This is a genomic window from Fusobacterium perfoetens, from assembly GCF_021531475.1.
GTDB lineage: Bacteria > Fusobacteriota > Fusobacteriia > Fusobacteriales > Fusobacteriaceae > Fusobacterium_B.
This window is the reverse complement of the sequence record NZ_JADYTX010000007.1, coordinates 1-25,394: the sequence shown is the minus strand read 5'-3', so window position 1 is coordinate 25,394 and position 25,394 is coordinate 1. Positions and strand designations below refer to the sequence as shown.

Below are 25,394 nucleotides of genomic sequence, written 5' to 3'. Positions count from 1 at the left end.
CCTATAATTTTGTTGTTTATCTATAAGTAAGTTTATCACGTAAAAAAAATTTTTGCAATAAATAAAAATAAAACAGAGAGGGGCTAACAATCTGCTTTATTTTTAACATATATAAGTTTAAGGAAACAAGACGGTAAAATCTTATAGGAATGTTTTAGAAATACCTATCTTTGTATGGATAGATTATAACAATAAATTTGCTTTTTTTGAAATATTAATTTATAATACTACTATAAGAAAAACTTATAAAGGGCGTGGAAGATTTATGACATTAAAAGATATGGAATATGTTTGCTGTATAGCTGAATTCAATAATTTTTCAAAGGCAGCAGAAAAATTATTTGTCAGTCAATCAGCACTTAGTCAATCCATAACAAAATTGGAAGAAGAACTTGGATTACAACTTTTTAGAAGAACTAGCAAAGGGGTTTTTTTGACATATGCTGGAGAGATTTTTTTGGAAGAGAGTGAAAAAATAATATCTCAAACTAAAATCTTTAAAGAAAAATTAGAAAATCTTTCCTCTTGTAAAAAAAGAACTCTTGGTATAGGAGCTTATCAATTCTATGGAAGATATTTTTTCCCAAAAATTATTCCAGAATTTAATAAACTTTTTCCAGATGTTCAGATAAAAATAATCGAAGATTCTCAATATAACTTAGAAAAAATACTTTTAGAAGATGAAGTAGATTTAGTTATATCGGCATTTTTAGATTTTAACCCAAAAATTGTATATAAAAAACTTTTCACAGAGGATATTCTTCTAGCTGTACCAAAATCAAATCCTCTTAATCAAAAAATAAAAGATGAGATTGTTGACCTTTCTATCTTTAAAAATGAAAGTTTTATACTGCTTATGAAAGGTATAAAAGCTAGAAAAAATATTGATAAAATCTGTGAATCACTAAGTTTTAATTTACATTGTATCTTAGAAACAAAAGATTTTGAAACTGTTAACTCTCTTGTTGATCAAAATATGGGGGTTGGTTTTGTTCCAAGCTCTGTTGAAAAATTAGAGGGAATAAAATATTATAAAATTAAAAATGCTTATAGCAGTAGAGAATTTTTTATAGCCTATAAAAAATCAACTCAAAAGCCATATATAATATCTGAGTTTACTAAAATTGCTTTAACATCTATTGAAAAAAAATAATTTTTTTATTAAAAAGGTAGGAAAAATATGTATAAAATTTTAAAGAAAAAATGGCTTAGTAAAAATATTTGTCTTATGGAAGTAGAGACAAAAGACCTTTCCCTTTCTGCAAAACCGGGACAATTTCTGATTGTAAAAAAAGATGAATTCGGAGAGAGAATACCACTTACTATATGTGACTACGATGTGGAAAAAGGAACTGTTACAATAGTTTTCTTCGTTCTTGGAAAAAGTACAAAGGATATTGGAACTTTGGAAGAGGGGGAATATTTCCAAGATGTAGTTGGACCTTTAGGAGTAGAAAGTGAATTTTTACATGAGGATTTAGAAAGTTTAAAAAATAAAAAAGTTTTATTTGTTGGTGGGGGAGTTGGGACAGCTCCAATCTATCCTCAAGTAAAATGGTTTGCAAAAAATGGTTTAAAAGCTGATGTTATTGTTGGAGCAAAAACTAAAGAGCTTTTAATCTTAGAAGATGAATTAAAAAATGTAGCTGATAACTTATATATTGCCACTGATGACGGTTCATATGGTTTTCACGGACTTGTAACTGATGTGATAGATGATTTGATAAAAAATCAAAATAAACATTATGACCATGTTGTTGCAATTGGTCCTATGATAATGATGAAATTTGTCTGTCTAAAAACAAAAGAATATGGAATAAAAACTACTGTAAGTTTAAATCCATTGATGGTTGATGGTACTGGAATGTGTGGAGCTTGTCGTGTAAGAATTGGAGATAAGATAAAATTTGCTTGTGTTGATGGACCAGAATTTGACGGACACTTAGTAGATTTTGACGAGGCTATGAGAAGACAAAATATGTATAAAACTGAAGAGGGAAGAGCAATGTTAAGAGAATCTGACGGAGCTACTCACTCTGCAAAAGATTGTCCAATAGATTCTCATGAGGAGCAAGATTTAGAAAATTTACCAAAAAATAAAAGAGTTCCTGTAAGAGAACAAGACCCAAAAGTTAGAGCAACTAATTTTAAAGAGGTTACTTTTGGATATACTTTAGAAGAGGCTAAACGTGAAGCCTCAAGATGTTTAAATTGTAAAAATCCTCTTTGTATGCAAGGTTGTCCTGTTTCAATAAATATTCCTGCATTTATCCAAGAGATAAAAAATGGAAATATTGAAGAGGCTGGAAAAATTCTGATGACTTATACATCTTTACCAGCAGTTTGTGGAAGAGTTTGTCCACAAGAAACTCAATGCGAAGGAAAATGTATATTAGGAATTAAAGGAGAGGCTGTTGCTATTGGAAAATTAGAAAAATTTGTAGGAGATTATCTTTTAAAAAATCCTATTGAAATAAAAGTTCCTGAAAAAAATGGACATAAAGTTGGAGTTATAGGAAGTGGACCTGCTGGACTTACTGTGGCAGGAGATTTAGCAAAAATGGGATATGAAGTTACTATTTTTGAGGCACTTCACAAAACTGGTGGTGTTTTAACTTATGGAATCCCAGAGTTTAGACTTCCAAAAGATGAAGTTGTACAAAAAGAGATAGAAAATATTAAAAAACTTGGAGTAAAATTCAAGACAAATGAGATAATCGGAAAAACAAAACTTATTGATAAACTTTTAGATGAAGAGGGATTTGATGCAGTATTTATTGGAAGTGGTGCTGGACTTCCAAAATTTATGAATATTCCGGGAGAAAATCTAAATGGAGTTTTATCAGCTAATGAATTTTTAACAAGAGTAAATCTTATGAAAGGTTACTTAGATAATTATGAAACTCCTGTAAAAGTTGGAAAAAAAGTTGCTGTTATCGGTGGTGGAAATGTTGCTATGGACGCTGTAAGAACTGCAAAAAGATTAGGAGCTGAGGCTCACATTGTTTACAGAAGAAGTGAAAAAGATTTCCCTGCTAGACTTGAAGAAGTACATCACGCAAAAGAAGAGGGAGTTATAATCGACCCACTTACACTACCAAAAGAAATCTTAGGAAATGAAAAAGGTGAGGTTATCGGTATGAGATGTATCCATACAAAACTTGGAGAACCTGACGCATCTGGTAGAGCATCTTTTATAGAAATTCCTGAATCAGAATTTATAATGGAAGTGGATACAGTTATAATGGCACTTGGTACTTCTCCAAATCCATTAATCTCATCTACTACAAAAAATCTTGAAACAAATAGATGGAAATGTATTGTAGCTGATGACTTTGGACAAACTTCAAGAGAGGGAGTTTTTGCAGGGGGAGACGCAGTTTCTGGAGCTGCCACTGTAATTCTAGCTATGGGAGCTGGTAAAAAATCAGCAAAAGCTATTGACGAATATATAAAATCTAAAAAATAATAATTTATTAAAATGAGAGTGTTACAAAAATATAACACTCTCATCTTTTATTTGATATTTATTTTTTTATCTTCTTTAAAATATTTTCTAAAACAATGGAAAAAATAAGTGATAAAATAAATACTAAAATTATAGCAAAAGGTATATACCAAATTGGATTTGGTTCATAATTTAATATTTCATCTAAAAATAAAGAAATTACACTTATTATTCCTGCATGAACTAAATAAATATTAAAAGTATGTTTCTCTAATTTTGAAAAATCATAATTTACTTTTAAATTATTAAAAAACAAGTATAAACTTACAGCTCCAATAATTACAAAAATAAAGTTATTATCGTAGTTAAATTCACTTATTCTTGTTTTCTCTACCATTAAAAAAAGAGAACTTAAAGAAAATAAATATATTAATAATGATTTTTTTGTATCTATTTTTTTATTTCTTAAAGAATAACCAAGAATAAAATATCCTATAAAATTTATAAATTTAAACTGCGAAAAATACCAATAATATTTTAAATATCTAAAAATATCATCTCTCTCATAAAAATTGATTTTTCCTAAATATTTTTCTAAAAGAATTATTCCAAATCCTATAAACATAAAAATTATTCCTAATTTAAAAAATTTATTCTCTCCGTATTTTTTCTTAAATTTTATCAAAAATGGAGCTAATAGATAAACTCCAATCATCATATAAAGGTACCACATATGATAAAAAGGTCTTCCTAAAATAAAATCCTTTATAGGAGATAATAAATCTATCTCTTTTCCTTTAATAAAAATTACTAATATTTTTAGGGAAAAATTATAACTTACATATAATATACTCCAAATTATCGTAGGAATATAAATTCTTTTAAAAATCTTTTTATAATAATTTTTAAAATTTTCATTTCTATCATCAGAAAGAGCATATCTTCCAGCTATCATTACAAAAATTGGTACTGCTACTCTTGACAAAGTATCCCAAAAATTTCCAACTGAAAATTTATAACTATCAACCTCCAAATATTTTCCTACCCAATAAGCTGAAATATGGGTCATAATTACCATAATAGATGATACAACTTTTAAAAAATCAATATTATTCTCTCTTTTCATTAATTACCCCTCCATTCTTGGAAAGGTAATATATTTATTAATATATTTTTTCTCTTTAAGCGATTATTTTTTAAGGATTTATACGACCCCCCCCCCCCATTATTTTTTGAGTTTTTTCATTCATATTATTTCCTCCTGATTTTTATTTATTCATAAGCTTTAATATATCATATTTTTCAATAAAAATCCACAAAAAAGATGTTGACCAAAATCAACATCTTTGTTTATTTTTTGAGTGGCGATTCTGACGCGAATTGAACGCGTGACCTACGCCTTAGGAGGGCGTCGCTCTATCCAACTGAGCTACAGAATCGTACCAATTACTCTTTATTATAACTATATTTTGTGAAAAATGCAAGCCTATTTTTCCAATATTCCCTTTAATCCATATGAAAAATGTTTCTTTCCAAGCCAACTAATGAGTTTCAATTTTGTAGAATAATCTTCAAAAAGATTTGATTTTTCTAAATGATTTACAACCTTAGAAAATTTTATTAACTCCTCCATAAAATGTGCATCACTACCAAAAGTTACCTCTTTATCATACCTCTCTTGTACATCTTTTGCAATTTTATTTCTAAAATTTGGAAGAGCATGATTATGAATCTCTATTGCATCAACTCTAGCAATAACATTATAAATATAATCTTTATTTTTCAAAAAATTCTTTTGAGCAAGTCCTGCTATATGAGGGATCGATTTATAACATTTAAAATTTTCCAAAGCTCTCAAATAATAATGAATATCTTGATGAGTTTTAGACATTCTATATTTGTTTTTATTTGGTTCTATAAAAGATTTATAAAAATAAATCAAATCATCTTCAGTTTTAAAATAAACTAACATTTCAAATCCATCTACACACCCAAGCTCAATCCCCGGAACTACATTCACTCCCATTTTTCTAAGTAAAATATTTCCAGCTATGGCATTGTGGTCTGTGACAGCTATCAAATAACTTTTATCTTTCAAATATTTTTCTAAAGCTCGACAGTTTATAAAACCATCAGAGTAGTTTGTATGAATATGTAAATCTATAACTTTTTCTTCGCTATTTTTTTCAACATAAAATTCTTGAAAAAATTCATTTAATTTTTGATCTTTCATAGTACTCCTCCTAACTTTTTCAATAGATTAAATAATAGGAGACATCAATCTTGAAACAGACTCTTTTACTTTTTCTACTATACCTCTCTCTTTTACCATCATTTTTGTTATAGCTTCACTATTTGATAAATCTTCAAAAAATAGTTGTCTTAGATATCCAATAAGTTCTATATCATAAATCATATAATTTATTTCAAAATTTTGATAAAGACTTCTATAATCAAAGTTTGAACTTCCAAAAGATGCTATCTCATTATCTATAATAAGCATTTTACTATGTAAAAATCCACCATTATATTTATAGATCTCTGCTCCTCTTTCAAAAAGTTCTATAGAAAAGTTTTGGTTTGCCCAATAAACAAAAGGGTGGTCTGGTTTATCAGGTATTATTATTTTTACTTCAATTCCAGATGCAAGAGCTATCCTTAAACAATCTAGCAATAAATCATCTGGGACAAAATATGGACTTTCTATATATATACTTCTTTTGGCTTCCATTATCATTTTTATATAAGAATCTCTTATGGTTCTGTTTTCATAGTTTGGTCCACTACTAATAAGTTGAACTGCATTAACATCATACTTTTTAAAATTTTCATAGATAATATCAACTTTTTTTCTAAGAACTCTATCAGTTTCAGTATAATCCAAATGTTTTTTCTGTAAAAAACTCCACATTATATAAAATTCTCTTTCTATATCAACAGATGCTTCTCCCTCAATTCTCGCTCCAGTATCTCTCCATTTACCAAAATCACTATTTCCTATATATTCATCTCCAATGTTAAATCCACCTGTATATACTATTAGACTATCAATTACGCAAATTTTTCTATGATCACGATAATTTGCTCTAATATTTCCTATTTTTATTAAAGGAAAATTTGATGGGAAAAATACTTTAAGTTCTACTCCACTTTCTTTTAAAGATTTTTTTCTAGCTCTTTTTAATTTTCTAGTTCCTATACCATCAACTATAATTTTTATTTTTACTCCCTCTTTAGATTTTTTCTCTAAAAGGTCATAAAATTTTCCACCAAGTTCATCATCACTAAAAATATAATATTCCATATTGATAGTTTCTTTGGCATTTTCAATATCTTTTAACATTCCCTCAAAAAATGAGTTTCCCTCTTTAAAAAAGCAAACTGTATTATAATATGTAACTTTATTTCCAATGGTTGTACTTATATAATTTGTAAGTTGGTTTCTCTTTTCAACAAGTTTTACCTTGTAATTATCACTTTTATAAAGTTCTTTGAAAAAAGTTCTTGAATAAAACTTTTTAACCTTTCTTCTTTTGTAAAATTTAAGTCCAAAAAAAAGATAAGCTAAAAATCCTAAATAAGAGGTAAGAAGAAGTAACGTTATCCAAAATAAAGTATACATCGGTCTTTTTCTTTCTAGGAAAAGTACAATCAAAGCAAAAACAATATTTATAAAAAAAACTGAGTCTTTTAAGATAGCTAACATTTTTTCCCTCCCTCATTTTATTTAATATATTATACCACCTTTTTTCCTCAAATAATATAAATATTGTTGACTTTAAAAGGATAAAATACAAAAAAGTAATTGAGAAATTTACAAATTTGGTATATACTTATTATATAAAGAACAATTTTGGAGGAGAGATTAGAATATGAACTTTTTTGATGATATTAAACTAGAAAAGAAATTTAACTTGATTACGGCAAACTTTTACAAAGAATTGGATTCTTGCCCAAGTAGGGTTAAATTATCTGATTTTATTCTAAAATCTTTTAATTACTCAAATGTAAATAATTTAAAAATAGATTCTCTTTTTGAAGTGAGTCAGACTTTTATAGACCAAGTAGTTTGCACAAAATCTGGGCTTTTCAAAAAGATTCAATTTTTGTATGAGAATAAAAAATTTGATTTAGGATATATTAACTCTTTAATTGATGACAATAGAATTTCATCTATTGTTAATATTAACTATGATAACTCTTTTTGTGAAAATCCTAAAGCAATAAAAATCTCTCCATTTGATAAAACTTCTTTTACAGTAGGAAAATCTAAAATTTACAAACCTTTAGGAGATTTAGTTACTGCTGATACTTGTGTTATCACTAAACAAGATTTTAGAAAATTAAAAGTTTTACCTTTCTATAAAAATTATTTTGATGGAATTAGATATGAATTAAAACTTAGAAAAAATATTATTTTAGCTTTTGATATAGAGGATTCTGATTTCTTTGAAATTCTTGATTTTATCTTTGGAGATTATCCAGAATCTTTAAACGATATATATATGGTATTTAAAAATACTATCACTGACAATAAAATTTTAAACTTTATAAAAAAATATAATATCCAAATTTTAAAATATGATTCTTTAGAGTTTTTAGAAAAACTTGAGACTTCTCTAAATATTGATCCTGAAATTCTAGAGGAAAATAAAAAAGAAGTTATGGAAGAACTTAGAGAAGAAGTTCAATTCTCTCTTTTTGAACAACCAATAAATGAAAATGTTGTTGCTGAAGAAAAGAACGAAGATGAAAAAGTTGAAGAAGTTAGTCAAAATATTGCAGATGAAAAAACTACTGAAGAAGAAATCCAAGAGATAAAAGAGGATAGTTCTTTAGAAAATATAGAAATAAATAATAATGAAAACACTATTGAAGAAACTTCTAATGAAACAGAAATAGAAACAGTTAATACTTTTAAATCAACAGAGGATAGATTTGCTGAGTTAAAAGAAAAATTAAATAAGATAGCTAAATCTATTGAAGGATTTAAAGAAGTTTCTGAGTTTGTTGAAACTGTTAAATCTGAAGATACTCCTTGTGAAGAAGAAAAAAATAAGGAAGTAACTGAAGAAATAGAAAATAATTCTAATGATATTGAAACTTTAGAAGTTGTTAAAAATATTGAAGATCCTAAACTAGAGGAAGTTGAAAATATCTCTAATATAACTGAAAATATAGAGGAAAATAAAATTGAAGAAGTAGAAAATATCGAAGATACTTCTAATGAAAAAATAGTTGAAGAAATTATTGAAACTGAAACTTCTATAGAAAATAAAGATGAAGAAATTGTTGAGAATATAGAAAACACTTCTTGTGAAGAAACTTTATCTATTGAACCAATAGAAGAAATAAAAGAAAATATTTCTGAAGTTGAGGATAAATCTAATAAAGAAATAATTGAAGAAGTAAAAGAGGAAGTAATTGAAACTACTCCTATTGAAATATTAGAAGATAAAAAAGAAGAAAATATTTGTGAAACTGTTGAAGAAATTATTCCAAAAGAATTAACTCTTGAAAAAAATGAATTTAAGTTAGAAACAGCTCTTGAACAAAAATATTCTTCAAGTGGGCTTAACTCTTTCCCAATCTTTGCTAGCAATATTCCAGAAGATATTGACCTTTCTGAAGTAGAGATTATTGGAAGTGCTGAAATGAAAATTGGAGAGCATACAAACAGCAGTTTTATGAGAATTTTATCTACAAAAGATAAATCAACTTCTCTTCTTGAAATAAAATCAAGAGAATTAAGATTAAGATTTAGCATTATTTATGATACACCTGGAATGTTTAAAGTTACTAGTGATTATCTACACTATGAAATCTCTACTAGCACAACTCACGGAAGAGCAATCGTAGTTTTAGAGATGTTAGAATCACTATTTGGTGGAACTCCTATGGAATTTTCATTTAAAAATCTTTCAGGACAAATATCTTTAAATAATCCTACTGAATTAATAAAAATAAAATCTGCTTTAAATTTATTTAGACTTGCAAAAACAGCTGGGATAAAAATCCAAATGAATAAATTAGAAAATATTCAAGAAATTTTCTATAAATTAAATCTTGAAGTTTTATTACAAGATAAAAATTATTCAACTTGGTGTAACTATGAAACAGATAGAAAAGATATAAATATTGGAGATAAACTTACTTTTAGAAGAGTTTTCTCAATAGATAAGAAAAATATTGAAGAAGTTATAGTTCTTAAAAAACCTGTATCTGAAAAAGATATAGTAGATAATAAAATCATTGGAAAAAGCAAAGTATGTACAGTTTACTTAAGAAAAATAAGAGGTGAATTTTAATGCTTGAAAAAGATAAGTTTCTTAGGGAATTTTCTATCAGTGAAAAAACTTTTGAAGCCACTGGTATAAAATGGAAAACCCTTGAAGAAATTTATGATGATTATGTAAAATTAGTTCCTCTTTTAGAAAAAAAAGCTGACGAGTTTACTTTTAAATTGATAGACTCAAAGGCTGTTCACTCTGTAAGAAGAAGAGTAAAAAAACCTACTCATCTAATAGAAAAAATTATTAGAAAAGGGAAAAAATATCAAAAAAGAAATATTAATGTAGATAATTATAAAGAGATTATTACTGACCTTATTGGAGTTAGAGTTTTACATCTTTTTAAAGAGGACTGGGTAGAAGTTCATAAAGAAATTTTAAAAACTTGGGCTATTGCTGAAACTCCTCAAATAAATGTTAGACCTGGAGATTATTCGGAAGAGTTTTTAGAAAAAGCAAAAGAGTTTATGAACTGTGATATTATAATAAGGGAACACGGTTATCGTTCTGTCCATTATCTTATAGAAGTTTCCCTTGAAGAAACTAATGAAAAAGTTTACACTGAAATGCAGGTGAGAACTGTTTTTGAAGAAGCTTGGAGTGAGATAGACCATATTATCAGATACCCTTATGATGTCAATAATCCAATTCTTAATGAATATTTAAGTATTTTCAATAGAATTGTGGGAAGTGCTGATGAAATGGGTACATTTATAAAAAATCTTAAACCAACTGTCAGTGAAAATTTTGGACCTGAATCAGATAGGGAACTTGATAATAAATTCAAATAATAAGGATACACTTATGAAAATTTTAATTTCTGAAGAAAATTTTATTCATAATATAAATTTTTTGAAAAAAAAATATGACAGAGATATTTTACCTGTTATCAAAGCAAATGGTTATGGACACGATTTGAAACTTATCGTGTCTTTACTTTTAAAATATAAAATAAACCAATGTGTGGTGGCTCGTCTTTCTGAGGCTTTGGAGATTTTAAACTCTCAATCTATTCCAAAAGATTTTAAAATTTTGGTTTTGGAGTCTATCCCTGAAGAAAATTTTGGATATATTTTAAATTATCCTCAAATTTTAGCCACAGCAAATTCTATTGATGATATTTTAAAACTTTTAGAAAATAAAATCCCTACAAACCAAATTCAAATAAAAATAGATTTAGGATTTGGAAGAAATGGGATAACGACTGATGAAATCCCTCTGCTAAAAGAAATTATTTCTAAAGAAAATACTAAATTTTCTGGAATATTTTCTCATCTTTTCTCTGTTCCTTATAAAAAAGGTATTGAGCTTATAAATATTTTTGAAAATATTTTAAATACTCTTGGAAAAAATAGATTTTCTATGATACATCTTCAAAATAGTCTTGGAATTAGTAATTATGGAACTATCCCTTTTACAACTCATCTAAGACCGGGAATGTTTATCTATGGATTTTATGAAGACGGAGCTTACGAAAAAAATTTAAAGAAAGTTTTTTCTTTAAAAGGAAATTTCACTGCTATTAAAAATATAAAAAATATAGATTATTTAGCTTATACTCCAAAAGAAAAACTAAAAACTACTTCTGAAAATATCGGTTTTGTAAAGATTGGTTATGGAGATGGATTTTTAAAATTAAATGAGGGGTCTTTTGTTAAAATAAAAGATAAATTTTATAAAATACTTCTTATTACTATGGATAATACTTTTATAGAAGTTGATGAAAATATAAATGTTGACAATGAAGTAGAAATTTATTTTGATTTTAATTCCACAAAAAAACATCTAAAAATAAATATCTGTGAATTTTTACCAATCCTCTCTTCAAGAATACCGAGAATATTAAAATAAAATCCCTGCTAATTAGCAAGGATTTTTTTCTTTTATATAGTTTTTATTAAATTTTCCAACTCCTCAACAGTTTCAGCAAAAACTTTTCCACCTTTTTCCTCTAAGAAATCTCTATCTCTGAATCCCCAAAGAACAAGAATAGTTTTTAAATCTCCATTATTTCCAGTTTGTAAGTCCACTTCAGAATCTCCCACATAAACCGCCTCATCTTTTGGAATTTTAAAATATTCCAAAGCTTTCTCTATTCCAGCTGGATTTGGTTTAAGTGGCATTTTTTTATCATCACCAATCACTAAATCAACTGATTTTCCAAAAAATTTCTCAGCTATTACATCAGCAGAGTTTTGAGCTTTATTAGTAATAATAGCAATTTTATACCCTTCTTTATGAAGTTTTTCTACAAGTTCCCTTGTTCCAACATATGGTGCTGTTTTTATAAGAGAATATTCTTTATAATAAGTTAACATCTCTTCGTAACATTCATTTATTATTTTCTCATCTGTATTTTGAGGAACAGCTCTTTCCATAAGTTTTTTTATTCCGTTCCCTACGAAACTTCTTATCTCTTTTATTGTTCTTTTTGGAAAATTATGCTTTTCTAAAATATAATTTGTGCTGTCTGTTAAATCTTCCAAAGTATTCATTAATGTTCCATCTAAATCAAATAAAACTGCTTTTATTTTCATACTTTCTCCTTATTTTGTAAACTCCTCATAAATATTATCGGGAAGTTTATTTTCTAATTTTATTTTACATTTTATAGGTTTCTCACCTGTATATTCTACCACATCTCCCTGACCAACATAAACAAAAGATTGAGTAATTCCATCAATTTTATTAAATTTTCTAATAAAGAAATGAAGTTTCACACCTCTTTCTCTATTTTTTATAAAGTTTTGTCCAACCTCTGAATCTTGGCTTGTACTAGATTTTGTAAACCAAGTGAAATGTTTTTTATCAAAAATAATATTATTAAACTTAAATTTTTTCTCATCATCTTTTTCAAGATTTATAAAAAGATAAAAAGATTTTTTATCCTCACTTGGATTTACTCCATTTCTATAAGAGCTATGAAGTTTTCCATAATTACTTAAAAGAGCCACCTCTCTCATTGAATAAGCCTCATAAAGTTTTAAAAATGGTACTCCATAATTTTTATTCCCAAATTTATTTATATACTCTCTTATTCCAAACATTATCACTTCTTCTAAATATGATTTTATTTTATTATTTTCTAGGGCTTTTTCAAAAACTTTTGTTTTTTCCAAAATAAAATCACTACTTTCTATAAGTTTTGTCCTACGTCTTTTATCACTAGCGTCTAAAAATTCCCAAGATACATTTCTAAAAGAGTGCTCCAAAGTTTTTTTATCAAAACTTTCTTGATATTTTTGTATCTCTTTTTCTAAATCCATTAAGTTTATTTTATTTTTTTCTAAGATAAGTTTTAAAATTAAAATCTCGTGGATTCTCTTAAGAGGCAGATAACTTTCTACCTCTTCCAAAACTTTTACTTCTTCATCTGTAAAAGAAATCTCATTTTCTCCAATAGCTTTTAAAAATCCATAATAACTTTTATATTTTAAAATAAATTTATAAATATTTGGAGCTCCCTCAAAATTAATATAGTCCATATATGTTGGAACTCTTTTTAAAAGACTTTTAAAATTATTATACTCCTCTTTTAGATATTTCAAAGTATTAAAGTTTTCATTTTCTATCTGTTCCAAAATTCTCTCTTTTAAAATCTCATCCATATTTATATAAACTGATTTTGAAAGATTGGAAAAATCTGATTTTATCTGTTGTTTTATATGGTCTTTATCATAGGTTGCGTTTCCTGTAAGAGCCAGTGCCACCAAAAATATTTTTTTGTGATTTCCTATAAAATCCAAAACTGTAACAAACTCTTTTTCAGCTGTTTTACGAAGTCCTCTTCCAAGTTGCTGGATAAAAACCACTGGAGAATTTGTAGGTCTAAGCATCAGCACCATATTTATACTTGGAATATCTACTCCCTCATTAAAAATATCCACAGTAAAAATTACTTTTAATTCATCACTTTCATTCTCTAAACTTTCTATTATTTTTTTTCTTTTTTCTGGAGTGTCTTCCCCTGTTAAAACTTCACTTTTTATTCCCCTTTTTGTAAATTCATCAGCCATAAATTTAGCGTGATTTCTATTTGCACAAAATCCCAAAGCTTTCATTTTTTTACCTGAAAATCCATAAAGTTTTATTTTCTCCAAAATAAAATCAGTTCTTTTATTTATCATTAGTTTTTTTGCAACTTCATCTATTTTATTTAGGTCAACATCAGACAAATCTACCTCTTTTATATCTGTTATCCCAAAATAATGAAAAGGGGATACCAAATTATTATCCAAAGCCTCACGAAGTCTTATCTCCATTGAGATATTTCCACCAAAAACTTCATATATATTATATCCATCACATCTTTCTGGAGTGGCTGTAAGCCCTAAAAGAAATTTTGGTTTAAAATATTCTATAACTTTATTATAAGTTTCACTTCCAATGTGATGTGCCTCATCAATAACTATATAATCAAAATATTCTCTCGAAAAATTCTCCAAATTTTTATGAAGAGTTTGGATACTTGAAAATATAAAATCTCTGTCTAGTTCTTTTTTAGTTCCAGTAAATTTTCCAAAAGTTTTATTTTTAAAAATTTTCTCAAAACTTCTTTGAGCAGAATTTAAAATCTCCTCTCTATGAGCCACGAATAAAACTTTCTTTGCTCTAAAATTCTTTATATCAAAACAAGCAAGATATGTTTTTCCAGTTCCTGTGGCAGAAATTCCAAGGGATTTATCTCCCCCATTCTCTCTTATTTTTTGAAGATTTTCAAGAGCTAGACTTTGCATATAGTTTGGTTTAATCTCATCTTGATTTCTATAAAAATATTTTTTTGAATTTATATTATCAAAAAATTTATTCGGGTCATATTCAAAAGATTTTTCCCACAAATAATCATATTCATTTAAAACCTCTTTCAAACTTTCATCATCTTTATCAAAGGTAATCTCATTATTCCACTCTATACTGCTTTTTAAACCTCCGAAAGATATATTTGAAGAGCCTAAAATTATTTTTGTATTATCTTTATTTTTAAAAATATAAGTTTTAGGGTGAAATCCTTGAGTTTCTCCATCAAAATATTTAAGTTCTATATTTTTAAACTCCAATATTTTTTCTAAAGCTTTTTTCTCAGTGACATTCATATAATTAGAGGTTAAAATTTTACCTTTTATTCCTCTCTCTTCTAATTTTTTTAAGACATCTACTAAGATTTGAACTCCAGAAAATCTTATAAAAGAAACTACAAATAAAAACTCCTCACATTCTAACAAACACCTTTTTATAGTTTCTAACATCAATTTTGAATTGTTATTTATTAAATTAAAATTCATCTTTTCTCCTGCCTATATTTTTTATACACCATAATTATACAAAAAAAATTGAAAAATGTTAATTTAAAAATCTTTGTTATATTTTATTTATAAAATCACAAATTTAGTTTAATTCTTTCTCTTTACTCATTAATCTTTTTATGATACAATTTATATGTTAAATTCGATAAAAAAATTTCATATAAATATTATAATTTAGGAGGAAATATGTTTATTTTTAACAATGGAAATATTATTAATCCAGAAACTGAGCAAGTAATAAATGAAGACAATATATTTATCAGTGCTTCTCAAATAGCTTTTAACTCTATTGATGATATAGTTGAAAATGTTATTAACAAAATAGCTCTTTATGTTCAAGCTGAAAATCAAAAATTAGCTTCTAAATACTCTGCTGAATTTGGAATAAAAAAAGAAGAACTTCAAAGAATCGAAACTGAGCTTAACAATGCTCCATCTATCTCTGACGAAAATATGGATAAAATCTCTCAAATAAAACAAAGATTAAAATTAGCTTCTTATGAAACTTCAATAAAAAAATTAACTATTGAAATTGAAGAATTACAAAAAAAAGAAGAAGAGGAGTTAAGAGAAAAAACTCTTGAACTTAAAGATAAGCTTGAAAAATATAGAAACTCTCTTCTTTCCCTTGTAGAGTCTAGTGAAACTTTAATAGAAAACAACTTAAAAGGAGAAAAACAAGACTACCTTAAAACTGCAGGAATCCCTGTATCTAATGTTGCACATATGTCACTTAGAAGTCTAGCATCAATCTCTGTTGAGCTTTCTTTAGAAAAAAATTATGACAAAAAAATAAAAATATTAACTGAGGATAAATATGCTTTCTCAAGAAGTTTTGACGCTGTAAAAAATAAAGTTTCTTCTGTTGAAGGTCAATGGCTAGAGATAAAAAATTATTCTAATATTTATATGGACGAATATTCTATCTTCTCAAAATTAACTGATAGTATAATCGAAGTTCTTATGGAAAGAAAAGAACACGCTGATGTTACAAGAAGAAAAAATGAAGAAGATGCTCTTTATGTAGAAAGAGAAGAATCAAAAAGAAGACTTGTTGAGATTGACCAAATGTTAAATGAGTTAATCAGAGAAACTATAAAAATAAAATTAGATGAAAAAGAAATAAAAATTCCTGAATTTTTAGCAGGTTCTAAATTTTTTAAATAATCTATAATTAAATTTTTCGTTAGCTGTTGCGTTTTACAACAGCTAATTTTTTATTTCTCAGTCTATAACTTGAACAAATGTTTAATTATAAAATTTTTTTCAAAAAATAGAACTTTCTTTGATTAAAAAGGGTTGACTTTTTTTTACAATTCGTGTATAATCATAAGGTAATTTAACCTTTCCCACAAAGGACCGTTGCGTTATATATATTATATAACTGAATTTTTTAGGAGGAAAAAAGTGAAAAAATACACTGTAATGCAAAGAACTGAAGATGTAGTTAGAGATTGGTATCACTACGACGCAGAAGGAGTAGTTTTAGGAAGATTAGCAGTAGAAATAGCTAAAAAATTAATGGGAAAAGAAAAAGTTTCTTTCACTCCTCACGTAGATGGTGGAGATTATGTTGTAGTAACTAACATAGAAAAATTAGTAGTTACTGGAAATAAAATGAAAGACAAACTATACTATAGACACTCTGGATTCCCAGGAGGAATTAGCAAAAGAACATTTGAAGAAGTTATCACAAGAAAACCAGAAGATGCTTTAATGCTAGCTGTAAAAAGAATGCTTCCAAAAAATAGATTAGGAAGAGAACAATTAACAAGATTAAGATTATTTGTTGGTGCTGAACACGGACACGTTGCTCAAAAACCTACAAAGGTAGAAATGTAAGGGGGTATTAACAGTGGCAGAAATGAATCAATTTAGAGGAACTGGAAGAAGAAAAACTTCTGTAGCAAGAGTAAGATTAATTCCTGGAGAAAAAGGAATCGTTATAAACGGAAAAGCAATGCAAGAATATTTTGGAGGAAGAGAAATCCTTTCTAAAATAGTTGAACAACCTTTAGTTTTAACTGAAACTTTAGACAAATACCAAGTAATCGTTAACGTATACGGTGGAGGAAACTCTGGACAAGCTGGAGCTATCAGACACGGTGTTGCAAGAGCTTTAATACTTGCTGACGAAACTTTAAGAGGAGCTTTAAAAGAAGCTGGATTCTTAACTAGAGACTCAAGAATGGTTGAAAGAAAGAAATTCGGAAGAAGAAAAGCAAGAAGAAGCCCTCAATTCTCAAAACGTTAGTCAAAAATCACGTTTTACAGACCACACAAATTATTTTGTGTGGTTTTTTTTTATTCAAATATTTAAAAAAATTATTATTTCAATATAAAAATAATTTTAAAATTTTAGAACTATTTTTTATGTTATTTTTCTATATAGATAAAAAATTATTCATTACAAAATCTTTATATTGACTTTAAAAATATAAAACCAATTCAAGATATTTACTATAACTTTATATTTATGATATAATATACCTAGTAAAGAAAGAGAGGTGTAAATATGCAAAAAATAATAAATCCATATACTCCTGGTGCAGGTGTTATGCCTGGATATCTTGCAGGAAGAGATGATATTATTCAAGATGGAAAAGACAGTATCTATTCTTTAATGAATGGTTATCCAAGACAACCAATAATATATTATGGATTGAGAGGAGTAGGAAAAACTGTATTACTTACTGCTCTAAAAGAATATGCAATTAAAGAAGGAGTATTAGCATTTCATTTTGAAATCCAAGAAAAAGTCTCTCTTATAAACGATATTATTTTATCAGCAAATCAAACCTTAACTAAGATTAGCAAAGTTGAAAAAATTAAGAATATATTTGAAGTGGCTAAAAATAGTTTGCAAAGTTTTACCTTAACTTATACAACAGGAGAAAACTCTATAAGTGTTGAAATGAATAAAAAATTAAGTGAAATGATGCTTCAAAGCAATCTTGTAGAGCTATTATTAAATTTAGGAAGATTAGCAAAAGAAAGTAAAAATACTATTATATATTTTATAGACGAAATTCAATATGCAAAACAAAATGAATTGGAAGCATTAATAACAGCTCAACATAGAATAAATCAAGAAAGATTGCCTATTACTATTATAGCGGCAGGACTACCTAAAATATTAGTTAATATGACAGAATCTAAAACATATGCAGAAAGAATGTTTGCATTTATAGAAATATCATCTTTAGAATACAAAGATGCTAAAAATGCGATTGTTAATCCAGGAAAACCTTTTGATATTACATATACAGAAGAAGCATTAAAAGAAATATATCAAATAACAGAAGGATATCCTTATTTTATACAACAGTTTTGCTATCTTATAAGCAAAAAATATAAAGATATTGACTTGAATATTGTAAATGAAATGAAATCTATCTTTTTCAAAGAATTAGACAAAAGTTTCTTTAAGGTTAGATTTGATAAATGTACACCTAGAGAAAAAGAATTTATGTTTGCTATGGCAAATTGTGGTGAATTACCTTGTACTGTTGCAAGTGTAGCACATATTCTAAATAAAGATTTAAAGAGTATATCTCCAATAAGAGCAAGATTAATAAATAAAGGATTAATATATGCAACAAGATATGGAGAAATAGATTTTACAGTACCTAAATTTGATGAGTTTTTGAAAAGAATGAAGCTTGTTTAAAAGCTAATAAAATTAAGTTGACTTTTGATAATAAAAACTCTATAACTTATTGAAAAAATCCTTAAAAATATGCTTGTAGAACCCACGTAGCACCCAAAATGGTGATTTCTCTCAATAAAATCAACGATTTCAAATTCTCTAAAAGATAATTTTTTACAAATTATTTTATCAAGAATACAAAACAAAATCCCACAGGTATTTTACTTGTGGGAATTTTTTATATTTTCCAAAATAAAAAAGTACAGACAAAATTTATTTAAAAAAATTGTCTGTACTTTTTCTTAATTTATGCTGATTTTTTTATTTTTATCTCTACAACTTTAGATTTTATTTTCTTAATTCCAAAAGTTAAGAAAATCATTACAGAAAATACAAGAGTTATAACTTCATTCGCTGGAGCTGATAACCATATTCCCTTGCTATCAAGTACCAATGGTAGTATATAAAGAAGTATATTTATAAAAATTACTCCTCTTAAAATACTTAGAAGTGCAGAAGTCAGAGCATCTTCAATAGCTGTAAAATAAGCACTTATAATTATATTTATTCCCATTAACACATAAGTAAAACTATAAAGTCTTACAGCCTCTTTTGTAATTATAAATAAATTTTCATCATTTTTGACAAACATAGCTATAATATCGTGAGAAAAGAAATTTATTGTAAGGTAAAATAAAATTCCAAGACCTGTAACAGTTGCCACTCCTATTTTTAAAATCTCTTTTATTCTCTCATATTTTTCAGCACCAAAATTATAGCTTATAACTGGTTGAAGACCTTGTGAAAATCCTATCATCGTCATTGTAACAAGAGTAGAGATATATCCAATAATTCCAAAAGCCGATACACCTTTTTCACCAATCATCCTCATAATATTTATATTAAATGCCATAATAACAATTCCAGTGGCTATCTCTGTTAAAAATTCTGATGAACCATTAAAACACAACGCTCCAATAGCTTTAAAATCAAATTTTGTAAATTTAAACTTTAATTTTTTTGCTTTAAAAGCTAAGTACCAACCAAGTGAAAAAGCTGTTCCAAGTTGTGCCATTCCAGTGGCTAGAGCCGCTCCACTAATTCCCCAATGAAAATGAACTATAAATATATAATCAAGAACAATGTTTAAAACAGCTCCTGTCAAATTACATATCATTGAGTAAGCTGGATTTCCATCTATTCTAATAAATACTTCAAATCCATAAGCTAAAAGATAAAAGATTGTAAAAAATGAAATGGTAAAAAGATAAGTTTGTGCAGATTCAATTACAACTTCATTAGCTCCCAATATTTTAACCATTTGCTTTGAAAAAAATATTCCAAGAAAACTAAGTATTCCACCAAGAACTAAAAATAATTGTGCAGAAAGACTGTATATTCTATTTGCCTCTTTTGAATCTCCTTCTCCAAGACGTATAGCAATAAGAGTTCCTCCACCTACAGCTATCATTATTCCAAGGGCAAAAGAGATATTTACATAAGGCATTACAATATTTACTGCTGCTATCTCCTTTGCTCCTAGATATTTTCCTATAAAAATACCATCAACTATTGTGTAAAGTGAGTATATCCACATCGTACATATAGACGGGATACCATATTTTAATATAATTTTCGTAAGACTGTCTTTACCTAAATCTAATTTTGCCATATATATCATTCTCCTTTTTTTATTTTTATTTTAAGAATGATATTTTGCTAAGTTTCTCTGTCTCTGAAAAGGAGTGTCCATAGTGATATTTTTTGCGAACTCTCTAGTTTCATAATATCGACCTCCTTATGTAGATATTATAAACCTTAGAATAGTTCTAGAGTCAATAGAGAAATTTAAAAATACTGCTGTAAATTTGTAAAAATACAACAGTATTATTTTAAGTTTTATTTTTTTATACTTTTTATAAGTCTTGCAATATTTTCAGATGTTTTTTCTAAATTTTCCTTTCCTCGAGAAAGAGACTCTTGTAAAGTTTCAACTCTTGGAAGTATTGAAAAGATAGCATCAAATCCATAATCATATAAAATATCAACATCTTTTCCAATATTTCCAGCTAGTGCAATTACAGGAATATTATATTTTTTAGCAACTTTTGCCACACCATAAGGAGTTTTTCCAAATCTAGTTTGACTGTCTATACTTCCCTCTCCAGTTATTACCAAATCTGCCCCTTGGATTTTTTCTTCAAGTTTGCTATATTCTATTACAATATCTATTCCTTTTTTTAGTTCTGCTGATAAAAATCCCATTAATCCTCCACCAAGACCACCAGCAGCACCAGAGCCAGAAATATTTTCTATATCAACTCCCAAATCTTTTTTTATAATTTTAGCAAAATGCTTTAAATTATCATCAAGAATTTTTAATATTTCAGGATTTCCTCCCTTTTGTTTTCCGAAAATATATGAAGCTCCTCTTTCTCCAGTTAACGGATTATCAACATCACAAGCCACTATAATTTTTACTTTTTTTAATCTCTCATCTAAATTTGACAAATCAATTTTATGAAGTTTTGATAGCTCTCCACCACCAAAACCAATCTCTTTTCCATCTTTATCCAACAACTTTCCACCAAGAGCTTGAATCATACCAGCACCACCATCATTAGTGGCACTTCCACCAATTCCTATTAAAATAGTTTCAATATTTTTATCTAATGCTGATTTTATAAGTTCTCCAGTTCCATAAGTTGTAGTTACCATTGGATTTCTTTTTTCTTTTGATATTAATTCTAATCCACTAGCTTGAGCCATCTCTATAATAGCAGTTTTTCCATCTCCAAGTATTCCAAATTTTGAAATTATTTTCTCTCCAATAGGGTTAGTCGTATCACAAAAATATATTTTCCCATCAGTGGCGTCAACTAAAGCTTCTGTTGTTCCCTCTCCTCCATCTGCCATAGGAACTAAAATATATTCGCCCTCTTTAAATATTTTCTCAAAACCCTTTTGTATTGCAATACAAGCCTCTTTTGCACTGATACATTCTTTAAAAGAGTCAGGTGCTATAACTATTTTCATTCTTCCAACTCCTTTTAAATTTCTAACTTCCCTAGTTTTTTTCTCTCTTTCCAATCAGGCATAAATCTTGCCACATAATTATAAAAATTTTTACTATGATTTGGGTGTTCTAAATGAGCTATCTCGTGCAAGATAACATACTCTACAAATCTTCTATCTTGTTTTAAAAGTTCACTATTTAGATTTATATTTTTCTTTCCTACCTCACAAGAACCCCAATTTCTCTTTAAAGTTTTTATTGTAAATTTATTTATAGATTTATCGGTTATTAAAAGCCATTTTTCCAACATCTCTTTTAGAATAATTTTTCCTTGCTCCCTATACCAATAATCTATTATTTTCTTTTTATAATCTCTATCATCTATCCTAGAAGTAAAAAGATATAATCTATCATCTTTAAATAAAACGTTGTCTTTTTGACTTTCTACCACTTCTAATAAAAAATTTTTATCAAAAATATTTAAAATATCTCCAGTGATATACTTTATTTTTTTATCAGATATATTTTCTAATTTTTTTATATTTTCTAGTATCCAATCTTTTCTTATTACTAAAAGTTTTTCAACATACTCATAAGATACATTCCAAGGGATAGAAATTGCAAGAATTCCATCATCTTTTATTTTAAATATGATATTTTTTATTCTTTTTCTTTTAACTTCTATAGATATATTTTCTAATTCTTTAGGCAGTTTTAACATTATCTATTTTTTAAATTTAGAAGTTCATAGATTTTTACTAGATAGAAAGTTTTGAAATCATTTGATTTTTCCAAAACTTCATCAAAATCTAGCCATCTTCCTTCTAATTCTTCTCCCTCATCTAAATGTAAAGATTTTTGCTTAGCTCCATCTTTTAATTTTAATATATAAAGGCTTAATTTCTCCTCAGTATATCCTGGAGAGATTGCAAGAGGTTTTTTCTCTGTGTAAATTATATCGTAATCCTCTTTATTATATCCCCCTTCCTCTGATACTTCTCTATAAAGGGCATCCATATCTATTTCTCCCTCATCTATAAGCCCTGCTATAACTTCTATTGAGTTTCCATTTATTCCCGGTCTAAATTGCTCTACAAAGTATCCCTTTTTCCCATCAGCAGAAACTAAAAGAGCTGCAATCGCACTTTGTTTTTCTAAATATTCTAATGTCATTCCATTTTGTGGATGTTTCATTTTTCTTGGTTTTAAAAATACGAATTCTTCCATATCCTATCTACTCCTTTAATACAAATTTTCAACATCTAAGTTAACTTTATAAATAACATCTTTTCTTTCAATAATAATTTGAACTTTTTTAGAAATCTCTTGATTTTCTCTCAGTTTTTCCAAAAATTCTTTAGATGGATTAATAGCTATTGGATTTCCAACAGATTTTAACATTGAATAATCTCCACTTGTATCTCCATAAGCATAACTTTTTTCTAAATCCAAATTATATTTTTCACAAAATCTATTAAGAGATTTTATCTTATTTCTTGAATCCCACATTGGCGAGATTTCTCCAGAAAATTTTCCATCTTTTGTATGGTAAATAGATCCTTGATAATCATCAGCACCACATTTATTTGCCATTCTTTTTACCAAGAAATCTGGACTTCCAGAGATAAATATCACTTTATGTCCTTGTTCTTTGTGCCATTTTATTCTCTCTCTAGTGTATCTATATACTCTATTCCCACTTAGATTTAAAACTTGGTCTGAAACAAAATCATTATCTTTTTCAGATATTCCTATCATTGCATTTACATAACTTTCAGTCAAAGAAAGAAGATATTTATCATAATCACCCTTTCTCTCATTCCAAAGTTTAAATGTTTCTTTTACTTTTTCTTCATAAGCTAATGGATCTATCAATTCATATTTTATCATTTTCTTAAAATGTTCTGTCAGAAGAGAATTTCTATAAATTGTTCCGTCAATATCAAAAAATGCTCCAATCATATTTCACTCTCCTTTTTACTAATTTTTTCTCTATTTCATCTATCATTCTACCATATCCCCCTATAATAATAAAGTTTTTTTGCCTTTTTATAATTTTTTTGATAAATTTTATTTTTTACTCTTCTATTTTTGTTAAAAATATGGTATTATTTAATAAAAAAAGAACTTTTTGAAATGTTCTAAAATTATATTTTAACAGGGGGAAATTATATATGATGAAAAAAAAGGATTTCGTAGCACTTTATCAGGAGTTAGGTAACATTGAAAGCTTTACAGCAGCTTCTCAACAAGTTGAACTATTTATGGAAGCCGTTAGAGTTGCTATGGAAAAAGATGATTTAGTAATCTTAAGAAAATTTGGAAATTTTGAAAAAAGAATATTAAAAGGAAGAGTTGGAAGAAATCCAAAAACTGGGGACACTTTAATGACTGAAACAAAATATAGAGTAAACTTTAAGCCAGCATCTACTTTTAATAAAAGAATTGATGACTATACAAAAGCTTTAGAAGCTACTCCTAAAAAAAGAAAATCTTGTAAAAAAGCAAAATAATTAATTTTTTAAGAGATTATTAAAAATTTTTTAATAGTCTCTTTTTTATTTTTTGATAATTCCTTACTTTACTTGACACTTTCGGTTGTTTAGAGTAATATATTATTATAATATTTATTTTTATTGTAATTAAAGAGGAGGACTAATGAGTTCAGAATATTTATATAAAAATATAGAATTTAATATTAATATTGCCAAAGATATTATCCCTGTTATTTTACTTAAAAACTCTACTTTAAAAAGAGAAAAAATAATTGAAAGTGTTTATCTTTATCATATTTTAAATGGTGGATTAAAAAGTGAAGGGAATGAAAAATATAGTATCATAAATGCTCTTACTGAGTTAAAGGAAAAAGGTGTCGTTGAACAACCTAATCTTGGATATTATAAGTTAACAGAAACTTACCAAAATAAAATAAAACTTGGAGAAGATAATCTGATCAAACTTCCATTTGATAAAAAAGTATCTAAAGATATTGAAGTAAATGTTGAAGATTTAGAGACAGAACTTAAAAATCTTTCTTTTGAGCTTTTAAAAACTTTACCTTTAGATGATAGAAAAATTCTTTATAAAAATATTTTAGAAAAATTTGAGCTAAAAGCTTATCAAGAAAACAGCTATGAAAATAAAAAACATATTATTGAAAAAGTTAAATTACTTTTAGAAACTCTTTAAAAAAATTATTAGTAACTATTTAGAAACTAGGTAACACATGTGTTACTTAGTTTTTTATTTTAAAATATATAAAAAAATTTTACATATTTTTCTCTTAAAACTTTTCATTTTATTCCTATAAATGTATCTAAAATTCCTATATTTACAAAAAATTAAAAAATTGACTTGAAAATTAATCTCTCAAATCAACTCCACTCATATAATATTTAATATCCTTGTCAGCTTTTTTCTAAAAAATATTTCATCTTTTTAAAGATGATCGATATTTTAAATTTTGAGATAAAATTTAAAGAAAAAAATAAAATCAACTTGAAATACTAGGGAAAATATTCCAGCTTTTAAATAACTTTATTTTTACATTCCTAACTCACAAAAATTATTTTATATAATTCTCATAACTCTAGAACTTATTCCTATAAATTTCCAACTTTTACAAAAAATTAAAAAGTTGGCAAGTTCCTATCCTCCCAGAGGGCTGCCCCCCAAGTACTTTCAGCGT

At 26.9% G+C, this 25,394-nt stretch carries 21 protein-coding genes and 1 tRNA gene; 11 read left to right on the top strand and 11 right to left on the bottom strand.

Features of this window, described 5'->3' with window-relative positions:
* Positions 1-265 precede the first annotated feature (265 nt).
* Both I6E15_RS02800 and I6E15_RS02795 read left to right on the top strand, forming a co-directional pair.
* Complete coding sequence (locus I6E15_RS02800) at positions 266-1,153, top strand: LysR family transcriptional regulator (protein ID WP_235244081.1); 888 nt, start codon at positions 266-268, stop codon at positions 1,151-1,153.
* Between the two features lie 27 nt (positions 1,154-1,180).
* Positions 1,181-3,469, top strand: coding sequence for a bifunctional dihydroorotate dehydrogenase B NAD binding subunit/NADPH-dependent glutamate synthase (locus tag I6E15_RS02795; RefSeq protein ID WP_235244080.1), 2,289 nt, complete (start codon positions 1,181-1,183; stop codon positions 3,467-3,469).
* A 58-nt stretch (positions 3,470-3,527) separates the two neighbouring features.
* On the opposite strand, the gene I6E15_RS02790 is transcribed toward I6E15_RS02795, so the two are convergent.
* From I6E15_RS02790 to cls, 4 genes are all read right to left on the bottom strand, one after another.
* Positions 3,528-4,574, bottom strand: coding sequence for an acyltransferase (locus I6E15_RS02790; protein ID WP_235244079.1), 1,047 nt, complete (start codon positions 4,572-4,574; stop codon positions 3,528-3,530).
* A 236-nt stretch (positions 4,575-4,810) separates the two neighbouring features.
* Positions 4,811-4,887: transfer RNA gene (locus I6E15_RS02785), tRNA-Arg, on the bottom strand.
* Between the two features lie 47 nt (positions 4,888-4,934).
* The gene (locus I6E15_RS02780) at positions 4,935-5,681 is read right to left on the bottom strand and encodes a PHP domain-containing protein (protein WP_235244077.1); all 747 of its coding nucleotides are present in this window, start codon (positions 5,679-5,681) and stop codon (positions 4,935-4,937) included.
* A gap of 27 nt (positions 5,682-5,708) precedes the next feature.
* Positions 5,709-7,154 (bottom strand): cardiolipin synthase, encoded by a 1,446-nt coding sequence (gene cls, locus I6E15_RS02775; protein WP_235244075.1) that lies wholly within the window; start codon positions 7,152-7,154, stop codon positions 5,709-5,711.
* Between the two features lie 166 nt (positions 7,155-7,320).
* Between cls and I6E15_RS02770 the strand changes: the two genes are divergently transcribed.
* The 3 genes from I6E15_RS02770 to I6E15_RS02760 are packed head-to-tail and all read left to right on the top strand — an operon-like array spanning position 7,321 to position 11,589.
* On the top strand, positions 7,321-9,756 hold the full coding sequence (locus I6E15_RS02770) for an SIR2 family protein (RefSeq protein WP_235244073.1): 2,436 nt from the start codon (positions 7,321-7,323) through the stop codon (positions 9,754-9,756).
* On the top strand, positions 9,756-10,529 hold the full coding sequence (locus tag I6E15_RS02765; protein ID WP_268827913.1) for a GTP pyrophosphokinase: 774 nt from the start codon (positions 9,756-9,758) through the stop codon (positions 10,527-10,529). The genes I6E15_RS02770 and I6E15_RS02765 overlap by 1 nt, the downstream gene beginning before the upstream one ends.
* Positions 10,530-10,542: 13 nt before the next feature.
* Positions 10,543-11,589: an alanine racemase gene (locus I6E15_RS02760; protein WP_235244071.1), complete on the top strand. Its 1,047-nt coding sequence runs from the start codon at positions 10,543-10,545 to the stop codon at positions 11,587-11,589.
* A 32-nt stretch (positions 11,590-11,621) separates the two neighbouring features.
* On the opposite strand, the gene I6E15_RS02755 is transcribed toward I6E15_RS02760, so the two are convergent.
* Both I6E15_RS02755 and I6E15_RS02750 read right to left on the bottom strand, forming a co-directional pair.
* Entirely contained in the window at positions 11,622-12,275 is a 654-nt protein-coding gene (locus I6E15_RS02755) for an HAD family hydrolase (protein WP_235244063.1), read from the bottom strand.
* Positions 12,276-12,284: 9 nt separating this feature from the next.
* A complete protein-coding gene (locus I6E15_RS02750; RefSeq protein WP_235244061.1) occupies positions 12,285-15,020 on the bottom strand; it encodes a DUF3427 domain-containing protein in 2,736 nt (911 codons plus the stop codon).
* Between the two features lie 207 nt (positions 15,021-15,227).
* On the opposite strand from I6E15_RS02750, the gene I6E15_RS02745 reads away from it, so the two are divergent.
* From I6E15_RS02745 to I6E15_RS02730, 4 genes are all read left to right on the top strand, one after another.
* Positions 15,228-16,208 (top strand): hypothetical protein, encoded by a 981-nt coding sequence (locus tag I6E15_RS02745; RefSeq protein WP_177161325.1) that lies wholly within the window; start codon positions 15,228-15,230, stop codon positions 16,206-16,208.
* Between the two features lie 240 nt (positions 16,209-16,448).
* Positions 16,449-16,883, top strand: coding sequence for a 50S ribosomal protein L13 (gene rplM, locus I6E15_RS02740; protein ID WP_235244059.1), 435 nt, complete (start codon positions 16,449-16,451; stop codon positions 16,881-16,883).
* Between the two features lie 22 nt (positions 16,884-16,905).
* Entirely contained in the window at positions 16,906-17,295 is a 390-nt protein-coding gene (gene rpsI, locus I6E15_RS02735; RefSeq protein WP_268827915.1) for a 30S ribosomal protein S9, read from the top strand.
* A gap of 261 nt (positions 17,296-17,556) precedes the next feature.
* Entirely contained in the window at positions 17,557-18,711 is a 1,155-nt protein-coding gene (locus tag I6E15_RS02730; protein WP_235244057.1) for an AAA family ATPase, read from the top strand.
* Positions 18,712-18,997: 286 nt separating this feature from the next.
* Here I6E15_RS02730 and I6E15_RS02725 read toward each other — a convergent pair whose 3' ends face one another.
* From I6E15_RS02725 to I6E15_RS02705, 5 genes are all read right to left on the bottom strand, one after another.
* The gene (locus I6E15_RS02725; RefSeq protein ID WP_235244055.1) at positions 18,998-20,362 is read right to left on the bottom strand and encodes an MATE family efflux transporter; all 1,365 of its coding nucleotides are present in this window, start codon (positions 20,360-20,362) and stop codon (positions 18,998-19,000) included.
* A 227-nt stretch (positions 20,363-20,589) separates the two neighbouring features.
* Positions 20,590-21,726, bottom strand: coding sequence for a glycerate kinase (locus I6E15_RS02720; RefSeq protein ID WP_235244054.1), 1,137 nt, complete (start codon positions 21,724-21,726; stop codon positions 20,590-20,592).
* A gap of 14 nt (positions 21,727-21,740) precedes the next feature.
* Positions 21,741-22,427 carry a M48 family metallopeptidase gene (locus tag I6E15_RS02715; RefSeq protein WP_235244052.1) on the bottom strand — a complete coding sequence of 229 codons (687 nt, stop codon included), beginning with the start codon at positions 22,425-22,427 and terminating at the stop codon, positions 21,741-21,743.
* Entirely contained in the window at positions 22,427-22,933 is a 507-nt protein-coding gene (locus tag I6E15_RS02710) for an NUDIX domain-containing protein (RefSeq protein WP_235244050.1), read from the bottom strand. The genes I6E15_RS02715 and I6E15_RS02710 overlap by 1 nt, the downstream gene beginning before the upstream one ends.
* A 15-nt stretch (positions 22,934-22,948) precedes the next feature.
* Entirely contained in the window at positions 22,949-23,668 is a 720-nt protein-coding gene (locus tag I6E15_RS02705) for an HAD family hydrolase (protein WP_235244048.1), read from the bottom strand.
* A 212-nt stretch (positions 23,669-23,880) separates the two neighbouring features.
* On the opposite strand from I6E15_RS02705, the gene I6E15_RS02700 reads away from it, so the two are divergent.
* Both I6E15_RS02700 and I6E15_RS02695 read left to right on the top strand, forming a co-directional pair.
* Positions 23,881-24,219: an HU family DNA-binding protein gene (locus tag I6E15_RS02700; RefSeq protein WP_235244046.1), complete on the top strand. Its 339-nt coding sequence runs from the start codon at positions 23,881-23,883 to the stop codon at positions 24,217-24,219.
* A gap of 145 nt (positions 24,220-24,364) precedes the next feature.
* On the top strand, positions 24,365-24,895 hold the full coding sequence (locus I6E15_RS02695; RefSeq protein ID WP_177161862.1) for a hypothetical protein: 531 nt from the start codon (positions 24,365-24,367) through the stop codon (positions 24,893-24,895).
* Positions 24,896-25,394 lie beyond the last annotated feature (499 nt).